The following is a 22,438-nucleotide window of genomic DNA, read 5'->3' on the forward strand; positions in this document are numbered from 1 at the left end:
GCCTAATTTGTAGACGCAGGATCAGACCTCGCCACCGATCGCAAACCGTCGAGCAGATCCACGCTAGGACTGAAGCCGATCTTGGACGACAGTATATCCGCCGAGCCGACAAGCACTGGCGGTTCGGAAGGCCTTGCCGGTATCGCGCCGAAGCGCACGAGGTCGGTCCGTCCGAGCGCATCAGCCAGCGTGGAAACTATATGGCGCACCTCTACGGCCTTGCCGGAAGCTATATTGACCGGCCCCGAATAGTCGCTGAATAAAATCGCGACCAAAGCCGCTGCGACGTCTTCCACATGCATGAAGTCACGCCGCTGCAGACCTGAGCTCGTTTCGAAAGGCCGGCCATCCGAAAGGGTTCGCACGAGGTCCGAAACCAGCCGGCCCGGCTTCTCGTTCGGGCCGTAGAGCCAGAACACGCGTCCCCATGCGACAGAAAGACCAAGTCGCGGCGCCGCCGCAAAAGTTAGATCTGAAAGGGCCTTTTTGGCTGACCCATAGAGTGTTGATGGACGCAATAAGGTTCTGGTCTCGTCCAGCCTCCCCTCGCCTGTCCAGTCATACTCGGCGCAAGTTCCGACGCCGACCCATCGCGAACCGCCGACCTCGGCAAAACTCTTGAATAGCCCGAGGGAAGCGGACATCCAGTCAAGATTGTCCGGATCATCCCAAAATGCGCCCGGGGTCGCATTCCACCCGAGATGCAGAAAATGAGTTGGCGCGATCTCATTCATGAGACCGGCAAAGCTTGGCGTGGATAGTAGATCACAACTCACGGACCGCACACCGTGATGGTGAGAGGGAGTGCGGCCCAGAGCGACGACGTCAACGCCTCGAGCCACAAGCTGCCGCACGACATTTGAGCCGATAAACCCGGTCGCGCCGGTCACGATCACCCGCATACGAAGTCCGGATAACTGGCATCTCGTTCCGAGAGGGTCGGATTGGGCAACGGCCAGTCGATTCCAAACCGAGGATCATTCCATCGGACCCCCAGACCCGCACCAGGACAATAGGGTGGAGTGATCTGGTAAAGCACGTCCGTATTGTCCTCGAGCGTCTGAAAGCCATGCGCAAAGCCAGCCGGAATAAGCAGCGCGCGTCCGTTGTCGGCCGAAAGCACCGCCCCGAACCAGCAGCAGAACGTCTGCGAGTCAGGACGAATATCCAAGGCGACATCGAAGATTGCGCCGCGAACGCAACGAACCACCTTCACCTCGGCATCGGGCGACGCCTGATAGTGCATGCCACGAAGTGTGCCTGCCAGAAGGTTCCGGGAAAGACTGGACTGTTCGAAACGCGACTCGATTCCCGCTTCCGAGAACTCCCTCTCGCAAAAGATGCGCGAAAACGAACCCCGCTCGTCGTAATGGGGCTCCAATTCGATGACGCGAACGCCTTCCAGAGATGCGTTAACGAATTTCACGTCAGTCGAATATCTGAATGGTCGGTATGGGCGTCACGAACTTACCGCCCCACTCCCTGACATCAGCCATCTGCTCAATGATCTCCTCACGGAGATTCCACGGCAGGATCAGTACGTAATCAGGCTTTCGCGATCGGATTTCTTCGGGCGCGTATATGGGTATATGAGTACCCGGCAACCTCTTGCCGATCTTGTGAGGACTTTTATCGACCGTGAAAGACATCATGTCCGTCTTCACGCCACAGTAGTTGAGAAGCGTGTTCCCCTTAGCGGGCGCACCATAGCCGACGACGCTCTTTCCGGCCTCGAAGGCCTCAACAAAGAACTTCAGCAAAGACACTTTTGTTTCGACGACTCGTCTTGCAAAATCCCTGTACGCGCTCAGATCGTTCAGCCCGAAGTCATCTTCCGCAGCAAGCATCATAGCGACCCGATCGGTGTCCGGTCTATCCACGCAATCGGCATGGGCGACATATATGCGTATGGAGCCACCGTGGGTCGGCAATTCTTCAACGTCGTACACGCGAAGTCCGTGCGCGGCGAAAATCTTCCGCGCTACGGTGAAGGACAGATAGCTGAAATGTTCGTGGTAGATCGTGTCGAACTGGACCTTCTCCATCATGCGGAGAAGGTGCGGGAATTCGAAGTGCGCGACACCTTTGGGTTTCAGCAAGATCGCATAGCCCGCGACGAAATCATTGATGTCAGGGACGTGCGCTAGAACATTGTTGGCGGCTATGACGTCTGGGCGTACGCCGCGCTCTCGAAGCCGTTCGGCCGTTTCTCGACCGAAGAACGCCACCTCGCTCTCTATGCCGTGGTTCTGAAGGGCGGCTGCGGCAGTGTTCGCCGTCGGCTCTACGCCCAGCACAGGAATCCCCGCCTCCTTGAAGTTCTTGAGCAGATATCCGTCGTTCGACGCCACTTCGACGACCATGGAATCGGGCCCCAAGCGTTCCTTTTCAAGTACGGTCAGCGAATACCTTCTCGCATGCTCCAACCACGACGATGAGTAAGATGAAAAATACGCATAGTCGTCAGTAAAAAGCGCGTCGGCCTTTTCATAGTCTACAAGCTGAACAAGCAGGCAGGATGCGCATACGTAAGCATGAAGAGGGTAGAACACCTCAGCCGCATTGTGATTTCGCTCAGAAACATAATCATTAGAAACTGGAGACATGCCAAGATCGGCAAAAGTCTCCGTAAGGGGAGCATTACAAAAACGGCAGTGGGCCATGTTTTCTCAGTTCGAAGATTTAGAAAGCGATTCGTATTGTTCGATTTGTTCCAGGCAAGCTTCAACCGGGGAGCGGCCATTCGCCACCTCCCGATACCAACTCGCGGACCATTCGAGAGCCTTGCGGGTATCGAGACGCGCGAACCAGCCCAACCTGTGCGCAGCCTTGCTCGCATCCACCCTAAGCAGTCCCGCCTCGTGATATCCAGATTGATCGCCCTCGACCCGCCAGCGTGCGGACGGCCAGGCTTCAGCCAAGACTTCGACAACATCGACCACAGGCCAAGCCTGATTGTCAGCAGGCCCGAAGTTCCATCCTTCGGCTACAGGCTCCTGTTCGTAAAGGCGCTGAGCCAAAAGCAGATACCCGCTGATGGGTTCCAGCACATGCTGCCAAGGCCGCGTCGATGCAGGGTTGCGGATCACCACCTCTTGGCCCGCCTCGAACGCCCTAACGCAATCCGGAACCAGACGATCCAACGACCAATCACCGCCCCCGATTACATTGCCCGCCCGCGCAGATGCAAGTCGCGCACCCTTTTCGTCCGAGAAGAAAGAGCGTTGATAGGAGGCGGTCACCAGTTCCGCACACCCCTTGCTCGCGCTGTAAGGATCAGAGCCTCCAAAACGATCAGTCTCACGATAGGGCCAAATCTGCTCGACATTCTCGTAACATTTGTCGCTCGTCACATTCACGATCACCCTGACCGACGAAGTCTGGCGGGCGGCGTCCAACACCCGCACAAGCCCCATGACATTTGTGTCGAATGTAGCATCGGGATCCACATAGGATTGCCGGACCAAGGCTTGGGCCGCCATGTGGATTACGATTTCAGGCCGCGCCTTCTCAAACGCCTCGAAAACTCTTGCCGCGTATCGAATATCGCCGATCGAAGTCGCGCCGCCGGGCCGCCCCATTCTGGACCAAAGGCTCGGATCGCCCTCAGGCTCAAGCGAAAGTCCCGAGACGTGAGCGCCCATCTTTTCGAGCCAAAGCCAGGTCCAGCTTCCCTTGAACCCCGTATGGCCCGTCAACAGAACGCGCTTGCCTTGCCAAAAGGACATCACCACACCTTCCAGGGCGCTACGGCACGCCCCCAGAGATCCTCAAGCAGCCGCTTGTCTCGAAGCGTATCCATTGGCTGCCAGAAACCTTCGTGCAGATGGGCGTTCAACTGCCCATCTGCAGCCAGACCAGCCAACGGGGCGCCTTCCCATACCGTTGAATCGCCTTCGATGCGGCGCAGAACATCCGACTTCAGGACGAAAAAGCCCCCGTTAATCCAGCTGCCGTCGCCCAAAGGCTTTTCAACAAAACCGCGCACCTGCCCACCCGATATATCCAGCGCACCGAAACGCCCGGGCGGACGCACAGCCGTGACTGTCGCCTCAAGTCCAGAAGCCTTGTGCGCCGCGATCAGGCCGCGGATATCCACGTCGGATACGCCGTCGCCGTAGGTCATGCAGAAATCATCGACTCCGATATGATCCGCGACCCGAAGCAATCTCCCGCCCGTCATGGTTTCAGCGCCGGTGTCCACAATAGTCACGCGCCATTTTTCGGCGCGGGTCCGGTGAACCTCGACAGAATTCTCACCCAAATCCACCGTAACGTCGGTCACATGCAGAAAGTAATTCGCAAAGTATTCGGCGATTACGTAGCCTTTGTATCCAGCGCAGACGATGAAATCGTTTATTCCGTGAGCAGAATAAATGCTCATTATATGCCATAATAGAGGTCGCCCGCCGACCTCCACCATGGGCTTGGGCTTTTCGCTGGTTTCTTCCGACAAGCGCGTGCCTAAACCGCCGGCCAAGATGACAGCCTTCATTAAATTTTGTCCGCCTATTAAGTCTTGGGCAATCCTACAGTCCGCCACCTAGGGCGTCCATAGCCATCCCTAGATCAACGGCTAGGGAGCAGAAATTGAACGACCATCCAACCGATCCCTCCCTCATTTCGCCACGGAACCCTCAATGACATGGAGGCAATGTATGCGACGTCTGTCCCCCGCAGGAACAAGGGAACGGAACACATCAGCCTTGTCGCTTCGCCGACAGGGGGATCGGGCGCGATCCGCCCACGACTGGTCAGCCGCCGCCCATGCCTATGGGCAGCACCTTGAAACCGATCCGAAAGATCGGGCTATCTGGATACAACTAGGTCACGCCCGCAAGGAAATGGGCGAATATGGCGCCTCCGAAGCCGCATACAGGACTGCGCTGGAGATCAGTCCGAGGGATGCGGAAACCTGGCTCCACATGGGCCATCTGATGAAGCTCTGCGGAAGAGAAGCCGAGGCTACGGACCACTTCCTCCGCAGCGCGCGACTTGATGACAATGCTGACGCCTTATCCGAATTCACCACCATGCGAGGCGCCACGATCACTCCCGACCAGCGTTTGCTGCTGGCCTCCGTCCTTGCGGAAAGGTTAGCCCGTCGATCGACGGGGGTCACGATCAGCCAACTGGTCCCCCCCCCCTCTCCGTACGAACCTCCCTCACGGCCCGACCATGGATGGGTGGATTTCGCCGGCGATGCCGATATGGGGCGCTGGGTCAGCCTGCGGCTGGTGCATCACCATCCCGATCTCACCGCGCCAGGCGCCATCCTTGCTGACTATGGGCAAGGCCTGACGCCCATCACCGACGGCACCTTGCATTGGGATGAAAACAACGTTGCGCGAATATCGATATACACCACAGGCCTGAAGAAAGTTCGCTTGGTCTTTCCGTCGGATTCATTGGTTATCGACCGCCTGTCCTTGCACCTGGAACCTGAGGAGACACCGGCCTTGCCGGCAGGCGACGAAGTCGCATTCGTCAAATCGCTCTCGATGTCGGAAGCCGCTCACTCGGCCCAAGCTCCGGACATGGCCCGACATGCTATCCGCACCCAACTTCTGGCCCAGCCTTTCACGAAAGGCACAGATTCCCTCACGCGAGAGTATGGGCAGTGGATTAGACTATGGGAAGAAGGTTCAGTTCAGCCCTCCACTAGCTCTCCAAACACAAAAAACCCACTAACTATATCTTTTATTGTTCCTGTTTACAAACCTTCTCTCGAATTTTTGCGCTCTTGCGTCGATTCCGTTCTTTCACAGACGCACGAACACATTGAACTCTGCATAGCGGTGGATGTGGATATTTCATCCGAGGCCGATGAACTCCTTTGCCGCTATGAAAAGGCCGACCCGCGGGTGCGGTTGACGCGGCGCAAACGTCGAGGACACATATCGGCCGCAACCAACACTGCAGCCGCACTGGCGCGTGGAGAGTATCTAGTGCTCCTGGATCAGGACGACACACTCAGCCCCATATGCGCCGCTGAGATTACGTCGGTCATTTCAGAATTTCCTCATGTCAAAATTGTTTATTCAGATGAAGACAAGCTTTCACCTCAGGGACAACGAACCTCTCCCCACATGAAAGGAGAATTCGACCCTCTTCTTTTACTATCCAAAAACTTCATCTGCCATGCTCTTGCGATAGAGCGAGAACTTTTCATCTCATTGGGAGGCCTTAGGCTGGGTTACGAAGGTGCCCAAGATCATGACTTGACTTTACGCGCCGTCGAAGCGGCCGGATCGAACGCCGTTCGCCACATACCTAAAGTGCTCTATCATTGGAGAGATACCCCAGGATCGACCGCGAGTTCCGTCAATGCGAAACCATATGCCGAGCGCGCCATGCTTGCGGCAGTCAACGCCCATTTGACACGACAGAAGGTGCCGATGCTCGCCGTACCTGGGGTTGCGCCAGGAAGAGCTTCTTTGAAACCCTATTCGGAATGCAAGGCCGACGTATCCGCGATCATTCTACATTCCGAGAAGGGAAATCTACGGGATTGCCTATTATCTGTCATTGCCGCAGAAACTACTTCAATCGACATCAATATCGTTCACCACAACGCGATATCTGATCGCGATCTTGAGTTAATTCGAAACCTACATGAAAGTACAAGAATCAGCACGACGGTGTCTCAGGCTATTCTCGAGGATGCCTCCTCTATCGGAATGACCGCGAAGAGCGACATCATTCTTTTCTGCGATACCTCAGCCTCCTTCATGGACGACTCTTTTTTGAACCGTGCACATGCCATTCTGAGCTTCCCCGAAATGGGCGTACTGGGCTGCCGCGTTCTGAAATCCTCCAACGCCATAGATAGCTTCGGCTTCGCGTTCGGAGAGGGAAAGGCCCACAATCTTTATGAAGACGCACCGACCGCCGTCGGCTGCAACTTTGATCGCAACAGATTGCTTCAGTCGTTTTCAGCCGTACAGCTTCCGCTCTTCATGAAGCGTGAAACCTTCCAGGCCCTGGGAGGATTTAACCGCAGCATGTCAGGGCTCGATGCAATTCTCGACCTGTGCATCAGGGCCAGAGCACATGGCCTCCGTGTGGCTGCAGACCCTGACATCCAAGCAAGGCGGAGCCTGACGGGATCTCCGTTTTCGACAGGTGAACAATCTCGAATCTCGAGCGATCTTCTGCAAGAAGATCCCTTCTATTCGTCCAATCTCGACCTCAGAAGGGTTGGAAAACTGGCGCACCCTCCTCGGCGCTAGGTTCGCCCTCACCCACACGTCATGCCTTTTAGATGCGGCTTAGGAATTCGCCTCGCCGTGAAGTCCGAACGCCCCAGCAGAGACTATGAACGCACCAATCGCTCGGCCTGAAGGAGTGATCACAAGTCCGGTGAAGAGGTCCTGGCGGACGGCAGCATCCTACGTTGTTGGGGCGTTACCGTTGCAAGCACATGGGGCGTGATCGTCAGCAAAACATCGGAACGCGCCGCAATAAGCGCGATCTCTCGCATGAAACGATCCGGCTCAAGTTCGCCCCCTCCCTCGTCGACGAGGCGCTGAAGAAGATCGCGTCGCAACGCCATGTTCAAAGGGGCCATAACGTCGACACAACGCTGGCAAAACAGCTGACCATAGTAGCCGCCGGAATCCATCGACGCGCCATAATGGCGATCTCGGATCCCCCCATCCACGGCCAGCTCTCCTCCTGCCCATACCACACGGTTGCCGGAGTCGTCAGTAAGAACGCCTGAGACGCCAGCGACCCTTGCATCCCAGTGAATTGGCGCGGCAAAGGCCGAACTCAGCTGCTGCGGGTCGGTGTCCGGCAGATGGAATAGAAACCAGTCAGGCTCCGATACGTCCAGCAACCTCTCCAGAACCTGCCGCCGACTGGACGGATCAAGACGCCAGAACCAATCGACGTCGATGGGTTCGGCCGGCACGGTCTCAAGCGCCTTCAGCCTCCACATTCCCGTGCCGGGACGGATGTCGTTCGGCTCAGCCGTGAGATATTTTTGCTTCTGGCGTTTTTTGATCGTGCGATCGAGCACGTAACGCTGCGATTCGACCGCAGCGGGTTTCTCGCCCGTTTCCACGGACGCGGTAGAGCCTGGACTGATCCTCCACGCGTAGAGAAGCTCCGGCACATGCACGGGAACCCGACCACTTTCGACACAGCGCATGGTGCTGTCCCAATCGTGGCACCACGTTGCTCTTTCGTCCGAGTAAGCCTTCAGACGACGCATAGTTTTGACGCGGAAACCCATCAGATGAGTTACGTAGCAACAGTTGCTTATCATAAGCGGATCAAAGTCCGGCTTTATGTAGGGCGAAAATTTGTCAGACTGGGGGTTCGACTTGAATTCGTCTGAATAGAAAATATCCGCCTGTGGATTCAACTCCATATAGTGCGCCATTACAGCGAGCGCATCTATCGTCAAGAAATCATCTGCATCTACAGGAAGATAATAATCTCCACTACAAGCTGCAAGCATGGCCTTCGACGCACCGGCAATGCCTCTATTTTCTGGCAGCCGAACAACTTTAATGTCAGGATTTAAGGATGCGTGATCTAACCACGCCCTAGTTTCTTCCATAGTTGATGCATCATCTACTATAATAAGCTCTTTGTTCGCGTAGGTTTGCATCCTATACGATTCATAAAGCTCTCGTAGTTGAGCACGCGTCTGGTTAAAGACTGGAACGCAAACTGATAACTTTATGCCTCCAGAAGAAGGGTAGAGATTCGCTCTTTGACCGATTCGTCGGTCAAGCCAATTTTCGAAAGCTACAGCATCGCTGGAGCGATCCGTTGCATTACCGCGCTCTTCATAATAGGGACTTCTCTGATCAAGGGCAGCGTTGAAAAATGGATCGCGGAGCTCGGGCCATTTATTAAACAACCACTCTTTCTCACATTTGAAAGTGCCTGCCTTGGTCGCACTCTCAAAGTGGAAGACCTTCACATCGGGATCGACAACTGAAGACAGGCCGATTCCTCTTAGCTTCTGGCAGAAGTCTACATCATTGTAGTTAAGGGGGAAACTCTCATCGAAGCCGCCGACAGCCTCGTACTCAGCCTTTCGGCAGAACAACATTGCGCCCGTGACGCCCATAGCCTCTCGACGGCAGAGGAGATTGCCGAAGTGCCCTCTGTATCCCGCCTGCTGAAACACGCCTGCATGTGAAGGGCCTTGCTCCAGCAAAATGACGCCATTGTGTTGCACACGACCATCTTCAAACAGGCACAGGGGAGCGACCGCGCCGACTGAGGCGTGAGTCTCCATAAAGCCGACAATGTTCTCCCCACCGCGCTCGTCGATCGCCTCGATATCGTCATTGAGGAGGCAGATATATTGGCCTGAAGCCACCGCAACTCCGAGATTCATCTTCCTGGCCAGGTTCAGTTCCGGCTCCGGATAATAAACCAGTTTCACGTCGGACAGTTCGGCTAGGTAACCCAGATGAGCCTCTGTCAGGTCACCATTGTGAACAATGATATACTCGCAATTTCTATAGAACTGCGTTCGTCGCAAGCTTTCCAGGCAGTTCGTAATCAGATCTAGGGATTCGCCGCGGACGAGGCGACGCCCCGCTCCAGTCGGCATGACATAGGACAATAGAGGCGCTTTATTGGGAAGGGGATACCGAGCTCGCCAAAGTCCTGTCTCCTCGCCGCATTCCACACTTGCCTGGGGATGAAGACTGGTCGCGTGATCCAATACGGCGGCACGCTGTCTATCAATCGCGTATGATTTTTCGGACAAGCTTGTTGCTGTGGAGCCCGGAATGGCCCTCCAAAGGTATCCCACCACGCCCACATGCTGCGCACTTGAAACAACTCTTGAGGCGCGCAACGCCAGATCATAATCCTGAGTTCCATCGAAGTCCGAACGGAATCCACCGACCTTATCAACAACTTCTCTACTATAAACGGTCAAATGACCGATATACATCGTGTTCTCCAGAAACGAAGGAGACCAAGACGGCTTATAAAAGAAATCATAAAGCTCTCCATCTATAGAAAGCTTACATTCATCAGTGTAAAATAAGTCGGAAGCAAAATGCTTCCATTTAAGGTGGATTTCGCTAAAAGCATTTCTGGATAAAAGGTCGTCATGATCTACAAGGGCGACATAATTGCCTTTAGCTTTACTTAATGCAACATTACTAGCGCCCGATATACCGATATTTTGTTTAGCGAAAATAACCTCAACACGCTCGTCACTAGCAAGCTCGCGAAGCTTTTCTAAGGTTTCCGGCTCATAGGAACAGTCATCGCATATGACCCATTCCCAATTCGAGTAATTTTGGTTGAGCAGGCTGACGTACAGCTCCTCCAGCAAATGCGCTGGGGTGTTATAGGCTGGCGTCAGCACTGAAATCCGGAACTCCGGGTCACTAATTTGGATAGGCCTCTCAAGCTGATATGGATTGCAGAGAGTCAACAGATGCGGCGCTTGGTTGGACGCACGTCCAATCAAGGGAGACGCACGCCCCTCTCTGTGCCCGTGCAAAAGCCAGTGCAGCAGAGGGTTCACCCCAGAGGCAGCGACATCTGCATTCCCAGCCCGATACGACGCCGCGTCGAAATAGGGAGAGGGTTGCCGACCCTCTGCAAAGCCGTGAGTAATATAATGTTGGGCCGCCAACTTTCGCGATAGCGCCGGGACGCGAGCGCTATACCAGTCTGGATCGAAAAGGCCGCTCATCTCGATCAATTTGACAGATGCGGCCAGCCGCTCTTCGGTTGTAACCGTCGATGAGCGCTGACTCTTTATTTTAGAATAGTATTTCTTTATTGTTTTAAAGAATTTACGCGCCTTGGACTTAACCCTCACGACGAGGTCCTCCGTCGGATAGATGTCGAATTTCGCACCTGAGAATACTCAACTCTCCAAAAAGGGCGGCGCGTTCCAAATGTATCTCCACTCCAACAGATGCAATCATGCTGATGTTCTGGTCCATGGTCAGTTCGTAGACACCAGGACGAACCAGTTCTTCGACCAGATCCTTCGTGGCCGACTGCCCCATTAGATGAATTCTAACCACTGTGGGTTGGGTGGAACCTTTGTATTCGAGGGCGATAGAAAGCGCCCACCGCCCAGGACCAATATCCAGCTTGGGACCGGCGAACAGAAGTCTGGCCTTACCCTGCAAATCCAACCGACCCTGGCTCGCGACGTCACTCGTTTGCGAAGAAAACCATTCGTGGCCAAAACTTGCGCGGGTGCGAGAGTCCACCGGTAGGCTCGAGTAGATGTCTTCCAACGGCTTAAGCCAGTGTCGCTCGTTCTTACCCTCGTCTGCAGACAGGGTCTCACTACCGATAGAAACCCTTCCTACGCCAGGAACGGTCTGTGTCGTACCGAATTCAACCGTGGCACCCACGCGGCGGCACAACATGTCCGCCGTCGCCAACCGGTTGGCTACATAGCGCGCGGCCGCGCCCTCCTCGCCGATCCAATCCAATGACGCCGAGAAGGCGTCCTCGACCGACGTACCGACCACATGCCAGGTATCTGCGTACCAGCCCATGCCCTGTTGGGGGTCCTCGCTGAGAAGCAGTGAGTCTCCCTCCACAGTATCCGCCGGCGCAGCCTCTAGATAGCTAAAGCCCGATGTAGAACAGGCCTCCCGGAAGGCAGCGCGCCAAAGCTCGGCCCCGCTTGTCGGGATCAGCAGAACCGCAATGCGACGCGACATCTATGGGGCCCTCAACCAACGGTAGATATCGACGGCTTCGTCGACATCAGAAAAAACTCGAGCGACGCCACTCTCAATCAGAAGCGCACGGTCGCAGATCGAGGAAATCAGACCCAACTCGTGAGAGGCAACAATGAACGCACGGTCACCTCGATAGCTAAAGAGTTCGTCGTTACATTTGCGAGAAAACCGCGCATCTCCCACAGCCATAAGCTCATCGACAAGATAACAATCGAACTCGATTGCTAGTGAAAGGCCGAAAGCTAGTCGGGCTCGCATTCCGGAAGAGTAATGCTTTACGGGCTCTCTTAGAGAGAGCCCCAGTTCTGCAAAGTCGTCCACGCGAGCGAGTGTTTCCTTGTAATCCCGATCGTAAAGACGCGCTATAAATCTGATATTGTCATGACCGCTTAGACTACCCTGGAATCCGCCACCGAAGCCTATGGGCCAAGATGATGACATCTTCCATACTATTTCGCCACTGGTCTGCGGAAGCACGCCGCCAAGAATTTTGATCAGCGTAGATTTACCCTGGCCATTCCGTCCGAGGACAGCGAGGCGTTGGCCTCTGGTCAAGTCGAAACCCAGATTTGTAAAAACCGGCTTGTGTCCGCGACTTTCCGGATAGATTTTCGAGAGGTTGCGGACCGACAACCCCGGCTGTAGCGCAGAACTCATCTAGGCTTGCCGCGTTTCTCTTACGCCGGCAACGATAAGCCAGCCCACACCATAGAAAAGCAACGTCGTCGCGAAAACGGCAAGGATGGCCATAAATCTCTTCGGCTCCCCCGGTCGGTCCGGTCGATCGGGATTAACTACCCGATCAAGATAAAGTTTTTGGCGACGCGCTTCCTCCTTGGCCCGATCTTCGGACTGAGCCGCGCTGGCTAGGTTGCGATCAGCGAGCTCGCGCTCAAGTACCAGCCCCTCGTAAACGCCAACTTTCGGGGCCAACGCGTCCATGCCCCCCGCCAAGCGCCCCCGGGCTTGGGCGATCTGAGCCTCGAGCGCACGAATTTGCGCGTCTAACTGGGGCAACTGGGGACTTTGCGGCGCATCGGCCGCGATCTGATTCTTACGGACCTGAAGCAAAGCCAGTTCGACGGACAGCCGGCTGGCTAGATCGGATCCCTCTTCCGCTACCGTCCTCGGGTCGATGAAGCGTTCACGGTTGCGAAAAGCGGCAAGCCGGTTTTGCGCATCGACGAGCCGAGTTCTCGCTTCGCTGGTCGTAAGCCGCGCATCGCGGAGGGCGTCGGTGGAAGCGCGCTCGTTCAGCGTATTAACAAGATGCTCCCCGCCGCCGAGAAGAATGTTGGCCGCCTTCTGCGCCTCCTCCGGCGTGAAGGCTTCCACGCGAAGCGTGCTTATCCCGCTAGTGGAATCATAACCAACAGTCACAAACCTGCGATAAGCGCCAAACAGAGACTCAAATGAATTTCCTTCCCAGAAGCGAGGGTGCCTGGAAATTGGGTCCACCGTGCGCGCGCCCCACAGCGCCTCCACATCCGCCCGTGTACGAAGGAAACTCAGACCATCGCGCGAACTGATGAAGGAGTGGACGAGAAAGGCGTCGCTTTGAGTTGGGGCCAATCCTACCCCCTGCAAGGTCATTCCCAGCGCGGATGGCTGATCCTGATTCGCGCGTCGAACGACAAAGCGGGATTCCGAAACATAGCGCGGGGACGCGATGAAGCAGAAATATATGATCGCAAGCACTGTCGGCAGCGCTACGAGAATCAAAAAGGAAATCGGCACGCGCTCAGCCAGCCGGCGAACTCGATCAATTTTTTGCTTATCGTCGGGCAGAGGCCCGACGTATCGAAGCTGTGCGTCAGCCATCAGATTTCATCCAGAATACAGACATGAAGGCAAGCCTCACTCCACGTCCATGTGATGCTTGACTCTGGCAAGCAGGATCAATGCAATGAGATTCATAACAGTACCGCACATCAATGCATAGGATGCACTGTAGTGCGTCTCGACAAATTCACCAAATACACCAGCTCGTACCATTTCTATGGTGTTGGGAAATGGTATCAGAAGAAAAAGGTCACGCCACTGAGCAGGCACGACAGACGCCATGAAGAAGGCGCCAGACAATGGGATCAACGCGTATGTCATTACCGGCGTCAATCTCTCCATAATCTCAAATTCGACGCCTAAAGCAGCGATTGTCACTGCAAACCCCATAGACAACCAGGCAAGAAGCAACCAGCCGCCGTAAAGTTTCAGAACGTCGCTTGGAACCCCTACCTGCCCCATCAGAAAGAGCATTGTGTAGACAATTATGAACGCCGCCGTGGCACCGGCGAACTCAAGAACGTTTCTCGCAAAGAAGATATGATAGACAGTAATCTTCTTGTGATATAGTAATCCTGAATTGCCAATTAAGGCTCCACTGCTATACTGAATGCAGTGCCTAAGTAACAACAAACACATATACCCAGTCATTACGAAGGGGCCGATTCGTATGCCATGCTCATACGCCGGCTTGAGCGCCGTCCAAAGCACAATTACCCCAAGGCAAAAAAGCAATGGCTCCCCGATAAGCCACAGAAACCCCAGCCCTTTTCGGCCAAAACGCGTCATGATCTCGCGCATCATCAATGCGCCGATGATACGGCCTTGCCCCGCAAGGGACCGCGTCAAGCCTGATATCGCGCTAAACATGACCTAATGCAAATCCCACATCACCGCAGCCTGCCAGCGCCTTCGAACGGGACAAATCTAACTCGTTTATAAGTCAGCGCGCTCCTCCATACATGGAAGCAAGCCGAAACCAACCCGCAATATCAGGCTATTTCCTGAGAACCGCGGCGAACTCATGACGCCCAACGGGCGTGACATGAACGTTCTCGGGCCGTATGGCCGCTTCACCCAGCCGACACAACATGGCCATCAGACCCTCGGGTGAACCGCCAAGCGTGCACATCGACATACCTCTTCACCTAATCAAAAACCATCAATGCCTCGGACATTCGCGCCGGCGCATCGCGGCAGCAGGCCCAACTTTCCTGCGCCCGTATGAAAGCGCGTCGTTATGGGACGTCATTATAAATGCTCAACCACGCTCTTTAGGGGATGCGTCACCACCCCTTCGCGTCGGGCACATCAGCGATAGTGGCTTCAGGGATAAAACTGCTTTCCAGACTCCGGGCTCAGACACGCCACTCACAAGTGCGGCCAGAAAAAGGCGCGGCTTCAAGTATAGAAGCGTTATGATGCCAAGCTATCGCAATAAAAGGCGCTCGAAGGGCGGCATACGACCCGACACGAGCCTCGGACTCCCGTACTTCACCCAGTTATCTAGTGCTTGGGCGTCGCTGATGTTCGCCAGATAGATATGGCGAAATTGGAGGCATAAGGGAGGACTATTCCAGAAAGATTCAAGTCACGTTGCTCGCCTTCTAATTCAGACATTGCGCACGGCCGTCAGCCGCTAGACTTTCGCAGTTAGCCCACGAACGTATCGACCGTAGTCGCCCCCACCCAAGGTAGTCGCCACTTCTTCTAGCTTTTCGGCGTCGATGAAGCCCTTCTCGAAGGCGACCTCTTCGGGGCAGGCGATCTTGAATCCCTGTCGTTTTTCAAGTACGCGGACGAACTCGGCCGCCTCGATCAGGCTGTCCGGCGTGCCGGTGTCCAGCCAGGCATAACCTCGCCCCATGATTTCGACCGACAGTTTGCCACGCTCCAGATAGATGCGGTTGACGTCGGTGATCTCCAGTTCGCCGCGCGCCGAAGGCTTCAGGTCGCGGGCGATCTCGACCACGTCGCTGTCGAAAAAGTAGAGGCCGGTGACGGCCCAGTTGGACTTGGGGGCCGTGGGTTTCTCCTCGATCGACAGGGCGCACATCCGTTCGTCGAAGTCCACCACGCCATACCGCTGGGGGTCGTTGACATGATAGGCAAACACCGTGGCTCCGTCCGGCCGGCCCATTGCGGAGGTGAACAGGTCGGTGATGCCGTGGCCGTAGAAGATGTTGTCGCCTAGGATCAGGGCTGACGGATTGTTGCCGACGAAGTCCGCGCCGATGACATAGGCCTGGGCCAGCCCGTCCGGGCTGGGCTGGACCGCATACTGGATTTCCATCCCCCATTGCGAGCCGTCGCCGAGCAGGGTCTGGAAGCTGGGCACGTCGCGCGGAGTAGAGATGATCAGCACCTCGCGGATGCCGGCCAGCATGAGGGTGGACAGCGGATAATAGATCATCGGCTTGTCGTAGACCGGCATCAGCTGCTTGGAGGTGACCAGGGTCATCGGATGCAGGCGGGTGCCCGATCCTCCGGCCAGGATGATGCCTTTCATGGAACGGTCCTTTCAGCGGCGTACAGCTCGTGGACGATCTCGGCGATGGCGGCCTGCCAGGGGCGAGGCGCGATCCCGTAGTCGCGGGTAAGTTTCTCGGTCGAGAGACGCGAATTCGACGGTCGTTTGGCGGGTGTCGGATATTCGGATCCGGGGATGGCATCGACCGTAGCCGACGGGCCGCTGGCGGCGGCGCTGAGGGCGAAAATCTCGCCGGCTAGCCCGGCCCAAGTGGTCTCACCCGCGTTGACGAACTGATAGATACCGGTGGGGGCGTTCGCGTCGGCGATCATCTTCAGAACGATGGTCTTGAGCGTCTGGGCGATGTCGCGTGCCGAGGTGGGGCAGCCGTGCTGGTCGCCCACCACCCGCAGCGCCGGCCGGTCGGCGGCGAACCGCAGCATGGTCTTGAGGAAGTTGGCGCGGTGGACGCTGAGCACCCAGGCCGTCCTCAGCACGACCGAGCGCGGATTGCCGGCCCGCACCGCGAGTTCGCCCGCCAGCTTCGAGGCGCCATAGACGCCCAGCGGCCCGACCGGATCGGTCTCGACATAGAAGCCAGCCTTGGAGCCGTCGAACACATAGTCGGTCGAGACCTGGATCAAGGGGATGCCGGCCTCGCGCGTGGCGTCGGCCAGAACCGCCGGCCCCATGGCGTTGGCGGCGAAGGAGGCGGCGGCCTCGGTCTCGGCCTTGTCCACAGCCGTGTGGGCGCCCGAGTTGATCACCGCGGCAAAGGAGGTGGCGGCGAAGGCGGCCCTCACCGAGGCGGCGTCGCCCAGGTCCAGTTCCGCGCGCGTCGGCGCGTGCAGCACGACGCCTTCAGGCCAGCCGACGGCCGACAACTCGAGCCCTACCTGACCGGCACCGCCCGTGATCAGGATGTGGACGGGATCAGCCATTGACCACGCCCAGTCGCTGGGTCGAATAGCGGGCGTCGAGGATGTCCTGCCACCAGGACTGATTCTCCAGATACCAGGTTACGGTCTGTTCAATGCCCTGTTCGAAGGTCACCGATGGGGTCCAGTCCAGATCGGACCGGATTTTGGAGGCGTCGATGGCGTAACGCTGATCATGGCCAGGACGGTCGGTGACATAGGTGATCTGGTCGGCGTATTTTCCGTCCGCCTTCGGCCGCAGCCGGTCCAGGATCGAGCAAATCGTCGTGACCACCTCGATGTTCTTCTTCTCAGCGTTGCCGCCTACATTGTAGGTTTCGCCAGGCGCGCCAGTCTCGAAGACGGCCTGCAGCGCGCGGGCGTGGTCGTCAACGAAGAGCCAGTCGCGCACGTTCGAGCCGTCGCCATAGACCGGCAGCGGCTCGCCATTCAGGGCGCGGATGATGATCAGCGGGATCAGCTTTTCAGGGAAGTGGTAGGGGCCGTAGTTGTTGGAGCAGTTGGTCACCAGCACCGGCAGGCCATAGGTGTGGCCCCAGGCGCGCACCAGATGGTCCGACCCGGCCTTGGACGCCGAATAGGGCGAGCGCGGATCATAGGGTGTAGTCTCGGTGAAGAAGCCGTCCTCGCCCAGAGAACCGAACACCTCGTCGGTCGAGATGTGGTGGAAGCGGAAGGCCGCCTTGGCGTCCTCGTCCAGCGCGCGCCAATAGCCCAGGGTCTGGTTCAGCATGACGAAGGTGCCGACCATATTGGTCTGGATGAACTCGCCCGGGCCATCGATCGAACGGTCGACATGGCTCTCCGCGGCAAGGTGAGCAACCACGTCCGGCTTGAGTGCATGTATGGCTTTGGACACTGCGTCAGCGTCGCATATGTCGGCTTGAACAAAAGAATAGCGGTTGCTTGAAGCGACCGGCTCAAGGGAACTGAGCAGGCCGGCATAGGTCAGCTTGTCAAACACCAGAACCTCGTGGTCCGTGTGCTCAATAAGGCGCCGCACCAGCGCCGAGCCGATAAAGCCGGCGCCGCCGGTGACCAGAATACGCATTGAAGGCTTCTCCGTTAGAGCGAGGGCAGCGGCTCAAGCGGCCGACCGTCATACTCAAAGGGGCTGTCGAACTCGGCCAAGGTCGGCAGCAGTTTGTCCTTGTCAGACAACACAGCACCCGAACCCGGCAAGGGCCAGTCGATGCCGATCATGGGATCGTTCCAGATGATGCCGCCATCGCAGTCCGGCGCATAGAGGCCGGATACCTTATAGGCGATTTCTACATCCGGCTCGAGCGTGACGAAGCCGTGGGCAAACCCAACAGGCACAAACAACTGCTCGCCGCCATCGGCGGTCAACTTGGCGGCGACATACTGACCATAAGTCGGCGAACCTCGACGTATATCCACGGCGTAGTCCATGATCGAGCCGCGTACGCAGCGCACCAGCTTAGCTTGGGCGTGCGGCGGACACTGAAAGTGCAACCCACGAACCGTGCCCTCCGTCGCCGAAAACGACTGATTGTCCTGTACGAACCGAACGTCGATGCCCGCCGCCAGCGCCGCAGCCTCCGAATAGGTCTCCATGAACCACCCCCGCGCATCGCCGAAACGACGCGGGCGGAGAAGCGCTACAACTCTACTCATATCTTTTTACCGCTCCAAACGACAGGCAGTCAAAACGAGAACTGTATCAACCGCCCCCTAAACACAAGCTGAACATCGATAGGACGACGAAGCTCCGCTTTACGTCCCTCAGTTACAGGTTCAGCAGCGCCGGATCCCCGCCCTGCGCGGCGATATTGACGCTGATGGCCTTCTCGGCGGCGTAGCGGATCAGGCTGTTGGGTCCGCCGGCCTTCGGTCCAGTCCCCGACAACCCTTCGCCGCCGAACGGCTGCACCCCGACCACCGCGCCCGTGATCGAGCGGTTCACATAGACGTTGCCGGCGGGGACCAGGTCGACGACCTCGGCGGCGAAGGCTTCGATGCGGCTGTGGATGCCAAGTGTCAGGCCGTAGCCGCGCGCGGCGAGCTTGCCGGCGACCGCCTTAAGGTCGGACGGAGCGTAGCGGTAGATGTGCAGGATGGGGCCGAAGACTTCGCGTTCAAGGAAGTCGGGCGTGGGGATTTCGGCGATGGTGGGGGCGAACAGGTCGCCCTTGTCCGAGCCCAGCGGCAGGTCGGCGCGGGCGATGATCTTGGCGTCGCGCGACAGGCGTTCGACGTGGGCCTCCAGGGCGCGGCGGGACTCGGTGTCGATGACGGGGCCGATGTCGGTCTTGGGATCGGCGGGATCGGCAACGGTCTGGACGGCCAGGGCGCCCTTCAGGCCCTCGATCAGGGCGTCAGCCGAATCCTTGGGCACATAGAGGACGCGCAGGGCTGAGCAGCGCTGGCCGGCCGAGCCGAAGGCGGACTGGATCACGTCGTCGATGACCTGTTCCTTCAGCGCCGTGGTGTCGATGAACATGCCGTTCAGGCCGCCGGTCTCGGCGATGAAGGGGATGATGGCGCCGGGGCGGGCGGCGATCGAGCGGTTGATGGCGGCGGCCGTGTCGGTGCCGCCGGTGAAGGCGACGCCGTCGATTCCGGGGTGGGTGACCAGGGCCGCGCCGACCGTCTCGCCGCGCCCGGGGACCAGGGCCAGCAGGTCGGGGTTCAGACCAGCCCTATGGTATAGGCGCACGGCCTCGGCGGCGATCAGCGGCGTCTGCTCCGCGGGCTTGGCCAGGACAGCATTGCCGGCGGCGAGGGCGGCGGCGATCTGGCCGGTGAAGATGGCCAGGGGGAAGTTCCACGGCGAGATGCAGGCGAAGACGCCCCGTCCGTGCAGGAACAGCTGGTTGGTCTCGCCGGTCGGGCCCTTCAGCGTTTCCGGGGCGGTGAAGTCACGCTCGGACAGCAGGGCGTAATAACGGCAGAAGTCGGCGGCCTCGCGCACCTCGGCGACGCCATCGTTCAGGGTCTTGCCCGCCTCGCGGCTGAGCAGGGCGACCAGCCGATCCAGATCGGCCTCCAGCGCATCGGCCATGGCGCGCAGGACGATGGCGCGCTTGGCGCCGCCCTGACGGTCCCATTTGACCTGAGCCTCGGCGGCGGCCTGGACGGCGGCGTCGATGTCAGCCGTCTCGGCTTCCGACACATGGCCCAGCACCTGTGATCGATCGAAGGGATTGGTCACGTCCTGAGCGTTGAGGCCGGCGCGGAGCTTGCCGCCGATGATCGGGCCGCTGGTCAACTTCTCGCGGTCGACCAGTTCCAGCGCCTTGGCGTGGGCTTCACGGTCGGCGGCCTGAGAGTAATCGCGGCCGAGGGAGTTCTGACGATCGCCGTACATGTCTTTCGGAACCGGAATCTTGGGGTGACGGTCGGGCGCCTGCTCGACCAGGGAAATGGGATCGGCCGCGACGGCCGAGGCGGGCACGCGTTCGTCCAGCAGGGCGTGGACGAAGGAGGAGTTGGCGCCGTTTTCCAGCAGGCGCCGGACCAAATAGGGCAGCAGCTCCTCGTGTCCGCCGACGGGGGCATAGGCGCGGACGATGACGGTTTCATCGGCCCAGGCTTCATGTGCGGCGTCGTACAGGGCTTCGCCCATGCCGTGCAGGCGCTGGTGCTCGACCGTCACGCCCTGGTCACGCGCCATGCGACGCACGGCGGCCAGGGTGTGGGCGTTGTGGCTGGCGAACTGGGAATAAATCGCCGGCGCCGCCTCGATCATCGCGCGGGCACAGACAAGGTAATTCAGGTCGGTCGCCGCCTTGGTCGTATATACCGGATAGTCGGTGCGCCCGAACACCTGGGCGCGCTTGATCTCGGTGTCCCAATAGGCGCCCTTGACCAGGCGCACCATCAGACGACGGCCCGAACGTCGGGCGAGGTCGGCGACCCGTTCGATCGTCTCAAGTCCGCGCTTCTGATAGGCCTGGACCGCCAGCCCCAGGCCGGTCCAGTCGCCCAGGCTGGGCTCGTGCGCCAGTCGGTCGAGCAGCTTCAGCGACAGCGCCAGACGGTCCGCCTCTTCGGCGTCCATCGTATAGTTGATGTCGTATTTGGCGGCGATCTGGGCCAGGCGCAGGATGCGGGGATACAGGGCCGTCCAGACGTCGTCCTCGTGCGTCGCCTCGTAGCGGGGCGACAGGGCCGACAGTTTCACCGACACCCCGTGGCCGTGCTCCGGCCCCTGGCCCTTCGAGGTCTTGCCCACGGCCTCGATGGCGTCGGCATAGATTTTCTCATAGCGGTCCGCGTCGGCGACGGTGCGGGCGCCCTCGCCCAGCATGTCGAAGCTGCACAACCAGCCTTCCTTGTTCGACCGCTTCAGCGCGCCCTGAATGGTGCGGCCGACCACGAACTGCTCTCCCATGATCTTGACGGCGGTCGCCACGGCCTGGCGGATGACCGGCTCGCCCAGTCGCCCGGCGATCCGCTTCAGGAAGCCGGGCAGGTCGCTTCGCGCCTCGTCGTCGACATCGACCAGTTTGCCGGTCAGCATCAGGCCCCAGGTCGACGCGTTGACGAACAGGCTGTCGGATTGGCCCAGGTGGCTGGCCCAATCAGCCGAGCCGATCTTCTCGGCGATCAGCCGGTCGCGCGTCTCCTCATCCGGCACGCGCAGCAGGGCCTCGGCCAGGCACATCAGGGCCAGGCCTTCGCGGGTGCCCAGCGAAAACTGCTGCAGGAAGCTTTCGACCACCCCCTGTTTCTTCTGGCTGCGGCGGGCGTGCTCGACCAGAGCCGTCGCCTCCGCCACTACGGCGGCGCGCTCAGCGGCATCTAGCGGCATTCGGGCTAGGTTGGCGGCGACGGCCTCGCGTTCATCGCGGAACTTGTGCGCGTCCAGGCCGTCCCAGGCGGCCAGGCTCGAAGGCGTGAAGGCGGGGGTGGTCATCGGCGACAAATCCTGTGGATTCACGCCCTATATGCCGGAGTTCATTGAAGGTGCTTCGTATGATACGAGGCCTGACCGAAGATCGTTCGGTGCAGAGCCCCGATTTCCGATGATCGATATAGACGCTGTCGACCGCCGCATCCTGCGGGTGCTCCAGACCGATGGCCGGCTGTCCAACGCGGAACTGGCGCGGCAGTGCAACCTGTCGCCCGCCGCCTGTTTCGAACGGGTCCGGCGCCTGCGCGAAAGGAAGATCATCACCGGCTACGCCGCCATGATCGACCCGGCCAAGGTTGGCCGCGATCTGCTGATCTTCGTCGAGGTCCTTCTCGACCGCACCACCGGCGACGTCTTCGAAGCCTTCGCCGCCGCCGTCCGCAGCCAGCCCGAGGTGCTGGAGTGCCACATGGTCGCCGGCGGCTTCGACTATCTGATCAAAGCCCGCGTCGGCGACATGGATGCCTACCGCGCCTTCCTGGGCGACGTGCTGGTGCGCATGCCGGGCGTGCGGGAGACGCGGACCTATGCGGTGCTGGAAGAGGTGAAGTCGACGACGGTGCTGCCGCTGTAAAGCGCGATCAGCCGCGCCCAAAACAACCTCAGCGTTATTTTCCGCAATGATGGATTTTGGCCACTCGGCAAACTAAGGACGCGTCCTACTGGACTT

At 58.5% G+C, this 22,438-nt stretch carries 17 protein-coding genes; 2 read left to right on the plus strand and 15 right to left on the minus strand.

All coding sequences use genetic code 11. The features are described 5' to 3' along the window. Window positions 1-2 precede the first annotated feature (2 nt). The 5 genes from AC3ISA_RS06075 to rfbF are packed head-to-tail and all read right to left on the minus strand — an operon-like array spanning window position 3 to window position 4,495. Window positions 3-902 carry an NAD-dependent epimerase/dehydratase family protein gene (locus AC3ISA_RS06075; protein WP_489179753.1) on the minus strand — a complete coding sequence of 300 codons (900 nt, stop codon included), beginning with the start codon at window positions 900-902 and terminating at the stop codon, window positions 3-5. After that, on the minus strand, window positions 893-1,426 hold the full coding sequence (gene rfbC, locus AC3ISA_RS06080; protein ID WP_426022461.1) for a dTDP-4-dehydrorhamnose 3,5-epimerase: 534 nt from the start codon (window positions 1,424-1,426) through the stop codon (window positions 893-895). The genes AC3ISA_RS06075 and rfbC (AC3ISA_RS06080) overlap by 10 nt, the downstream gene beginning before the upstream one ends. Window position 1,427: 1 nt before the next feature. Next, window positions 1,428-2,663 (minus strand): methyltransferase domain-containing protein, encoded by a 1,236-nt coding sequence (locus AC3ISA_RS06085; RefSeq protein ID WP_426022462.1) that lies wholly within the window; start codon window positions 2,661-2,663, stop codon window positions 1,428-1,430. Window positions 2,664-2,669: 6 nt separating this feature from the next. After that, entirely contained in the window at window positions 2,670-3,728 is a 1,059-nt protein-coding gene (gene rfbG, locus AC3ISA_RS06090) for a CDP-glucose 4,6-dehydratase (RefSeq protein ID WP_426022463.1), read from the minus strand. Further along, window positions 3,728-4,495, minus strand: a complete 768-nt coding sequence (gene rfbF, locus AC3ISA_RS06095; RefSeq protein ID WP_426022464.1) for a glucose-1-phosphate cytidylyltransferase — start codon at window positions 4,493-4,495, stop codon at window positions 3,728-3,730. Before rfbF ends, rfbG begins: the two co-directional genes overlap by 1 nt. A gap of 163 nt (window positions 4,496-4,658) precedes the next feature. Here rfbF and AC3ISA_RS06100 point away from each other — a divergent pair, with 163 nt between their 5' ends. Next, window positions 4,659-7,232, plus strand: coding sequence for a glycosyltransferase (locus tag AC3ISA_RS06100; protein ID WP_489179754.1), 2,574 nt, complete (start codon window positions 4,659-4,661; stop codon window positions 7,230-7,232). 119 nt (window positions 7,233-7,351) lie between these two features. On the opposite strand, the gene AC3ISA_RS06105 is transcribed toward AC3ISA_RS06100, so the two are convergent. The 10 genes from AC3ISA_RS06105 to putA form a co-directional block, all read right to left on the minus strand. Continuing rightward, window positions 7,352-10,813 carry a glycosyltransferase gene (locus tag AC3ISA_RS06105; protein ID WP_489179755.1) on the minus strand — a complete coding sequence of 1,154 codons (3,462 nt, stop codon included), beginning with the start codon at window positions 10,811-10,813 and terminating at the stop codon, window positions 7,352-7,354. After that, window positions 10,803-11,678: a hypothetical protein gene (locus AC3ISA_RS06110; RefSeq protein WP_489179756.1), complete on the minus strand. Its 876-nt coding sequence runs from the start codon at window positions 11,676-11,678 to the stop codon at window positions 10,803-10,805. Before AC3ISA_RS06110 ends, AC3ISA_RS06105 begins: the two co-directional genes overlap by 11 nt. Next, window positions 11,679-12,332: an ABC transporter ATP-binding protein gene (locus AC3ISA_RS06115; protein ID WP_489179757.1), complete on the minus strand. Its 654-nt coding sequence runs from the start codon at window positions 12,330-12,332 to the stop codon at window positions 11,679-11,681. Window positions 12,333-12,356: 24 nt separating this feature from the next. After that, on the minus strand, window positions 12,357-13,520 hold the full coding sequence (locus tag AC3ISA_RS06120; protein WP_426022469.1) for a KpsE/RkpR family capsule polysaccharide export protein: 1,164 nt from the start codon (window positions 13,518-13,520) through the stop codon (window positions 12,357-12,359). A gap of 36 nt (window positions 13,521-13,556) precedes the next feature. Further along, window positions 13,557-14,330, minus strand: coding sequence for an ABC transporter permease (locus AC3ISA_RS06125; protein WP_426045942.1), 774 nt, complete (start codon window positions 14,328-14,330; stop codon window positions 13,557-13,559). Window positions 14,331-15,120: 790 nt separating this feature from the next. Then, window positions 15,121-15,990, minus strand: a complete 870-nt coding sequence (gene rfbA, locus AC3ISA_RS06130; RefSeq protein ID WP_426022471.1) for a glucose-1-phosphate thymidylyltransferase RfbA — start codon at window positions 15,988-15,990, stop codon at window positions 15,121-15,123. Beyond that, a complete protein-coding gene (rfbD, locus tag AC3ISA_RS06135; RefSeq protein WP_489179758.1) occupies window positions 15,987-16,892 on the minus strand; it encodes a dTDP-4-dehydrorhamnose reductase in 906 nt (301 codons plus the stop codon). Before rfbD ends, rfbA begins: the two co-directional genes overlap by 4 nt. Continuing rightward, complete coding sequence (gene rfbB / locus AC3ISA_RS06140; protein WP_489179759.1) at window positions 16,885-17,940, minus strand: dTDP-glucose 4,6-dehydratase; 1,056 nt, start codon at window positions 17,938-17,940, stop codon at window positions 16,885-16,887. The genes rfbD and rfbB overlap by 8 nt, the downstream gene beginning before the upstream one ends. Before the next feature lie 14 nt (window positions 17,941-17,954). Next, window positions 17,955-18,527 carry a dTDP-4-dehydrorhamnose 3,5-epimerase gene (gene rfbC / locus AC3ISA_RS06145; protein ID WP_426022474.1) on the minus strand — a complete coding sequence of 191 codons (573 nt, stop codon included), beginning with the start codon at window positions 18,525-18,527 and terminating at the stop codon, window positions 17,955-17,957. A 112-nt stretch (window positions 18,528-18,639) separates the two neighbouring features. After that, window positions 18,640-21,771 (minus strand): bifunctional proline dehydrogenase/L-glutamate gamma-semialdehyde dehydrogenase PutA, encoded by a 3,132-nt coding sequence (putA, locus tag AC3ISA_RS06150; protein WP_489179760.1) that lies wholly within the window; start codon window positions 21,769-21,771, stop codon window positions 18,640-18,642. A 109-nt stretch (window positions 21,772-21,880) separates the two neighbouring features. On the opposite strand from putA, the gene AC3ISA_RS06155 reads away from it, so the two are divergent. Next, window positions 21,881-22,342, plus strand: coding sequence for an Lrp/AsnC ligand binding domain-containing protein (locus AC3ISA_RS06155; protein WP_489179761.1), 462 nt, complete (start codon window positions 21,881-21,883; stop codon window positions 22,340-22,342). Window positions 22,343-22,438: the final 96 nt, after the last annotated feature.

This window comes from Brevundimonas sp. KH_058 (assembly GCF_057838505.1).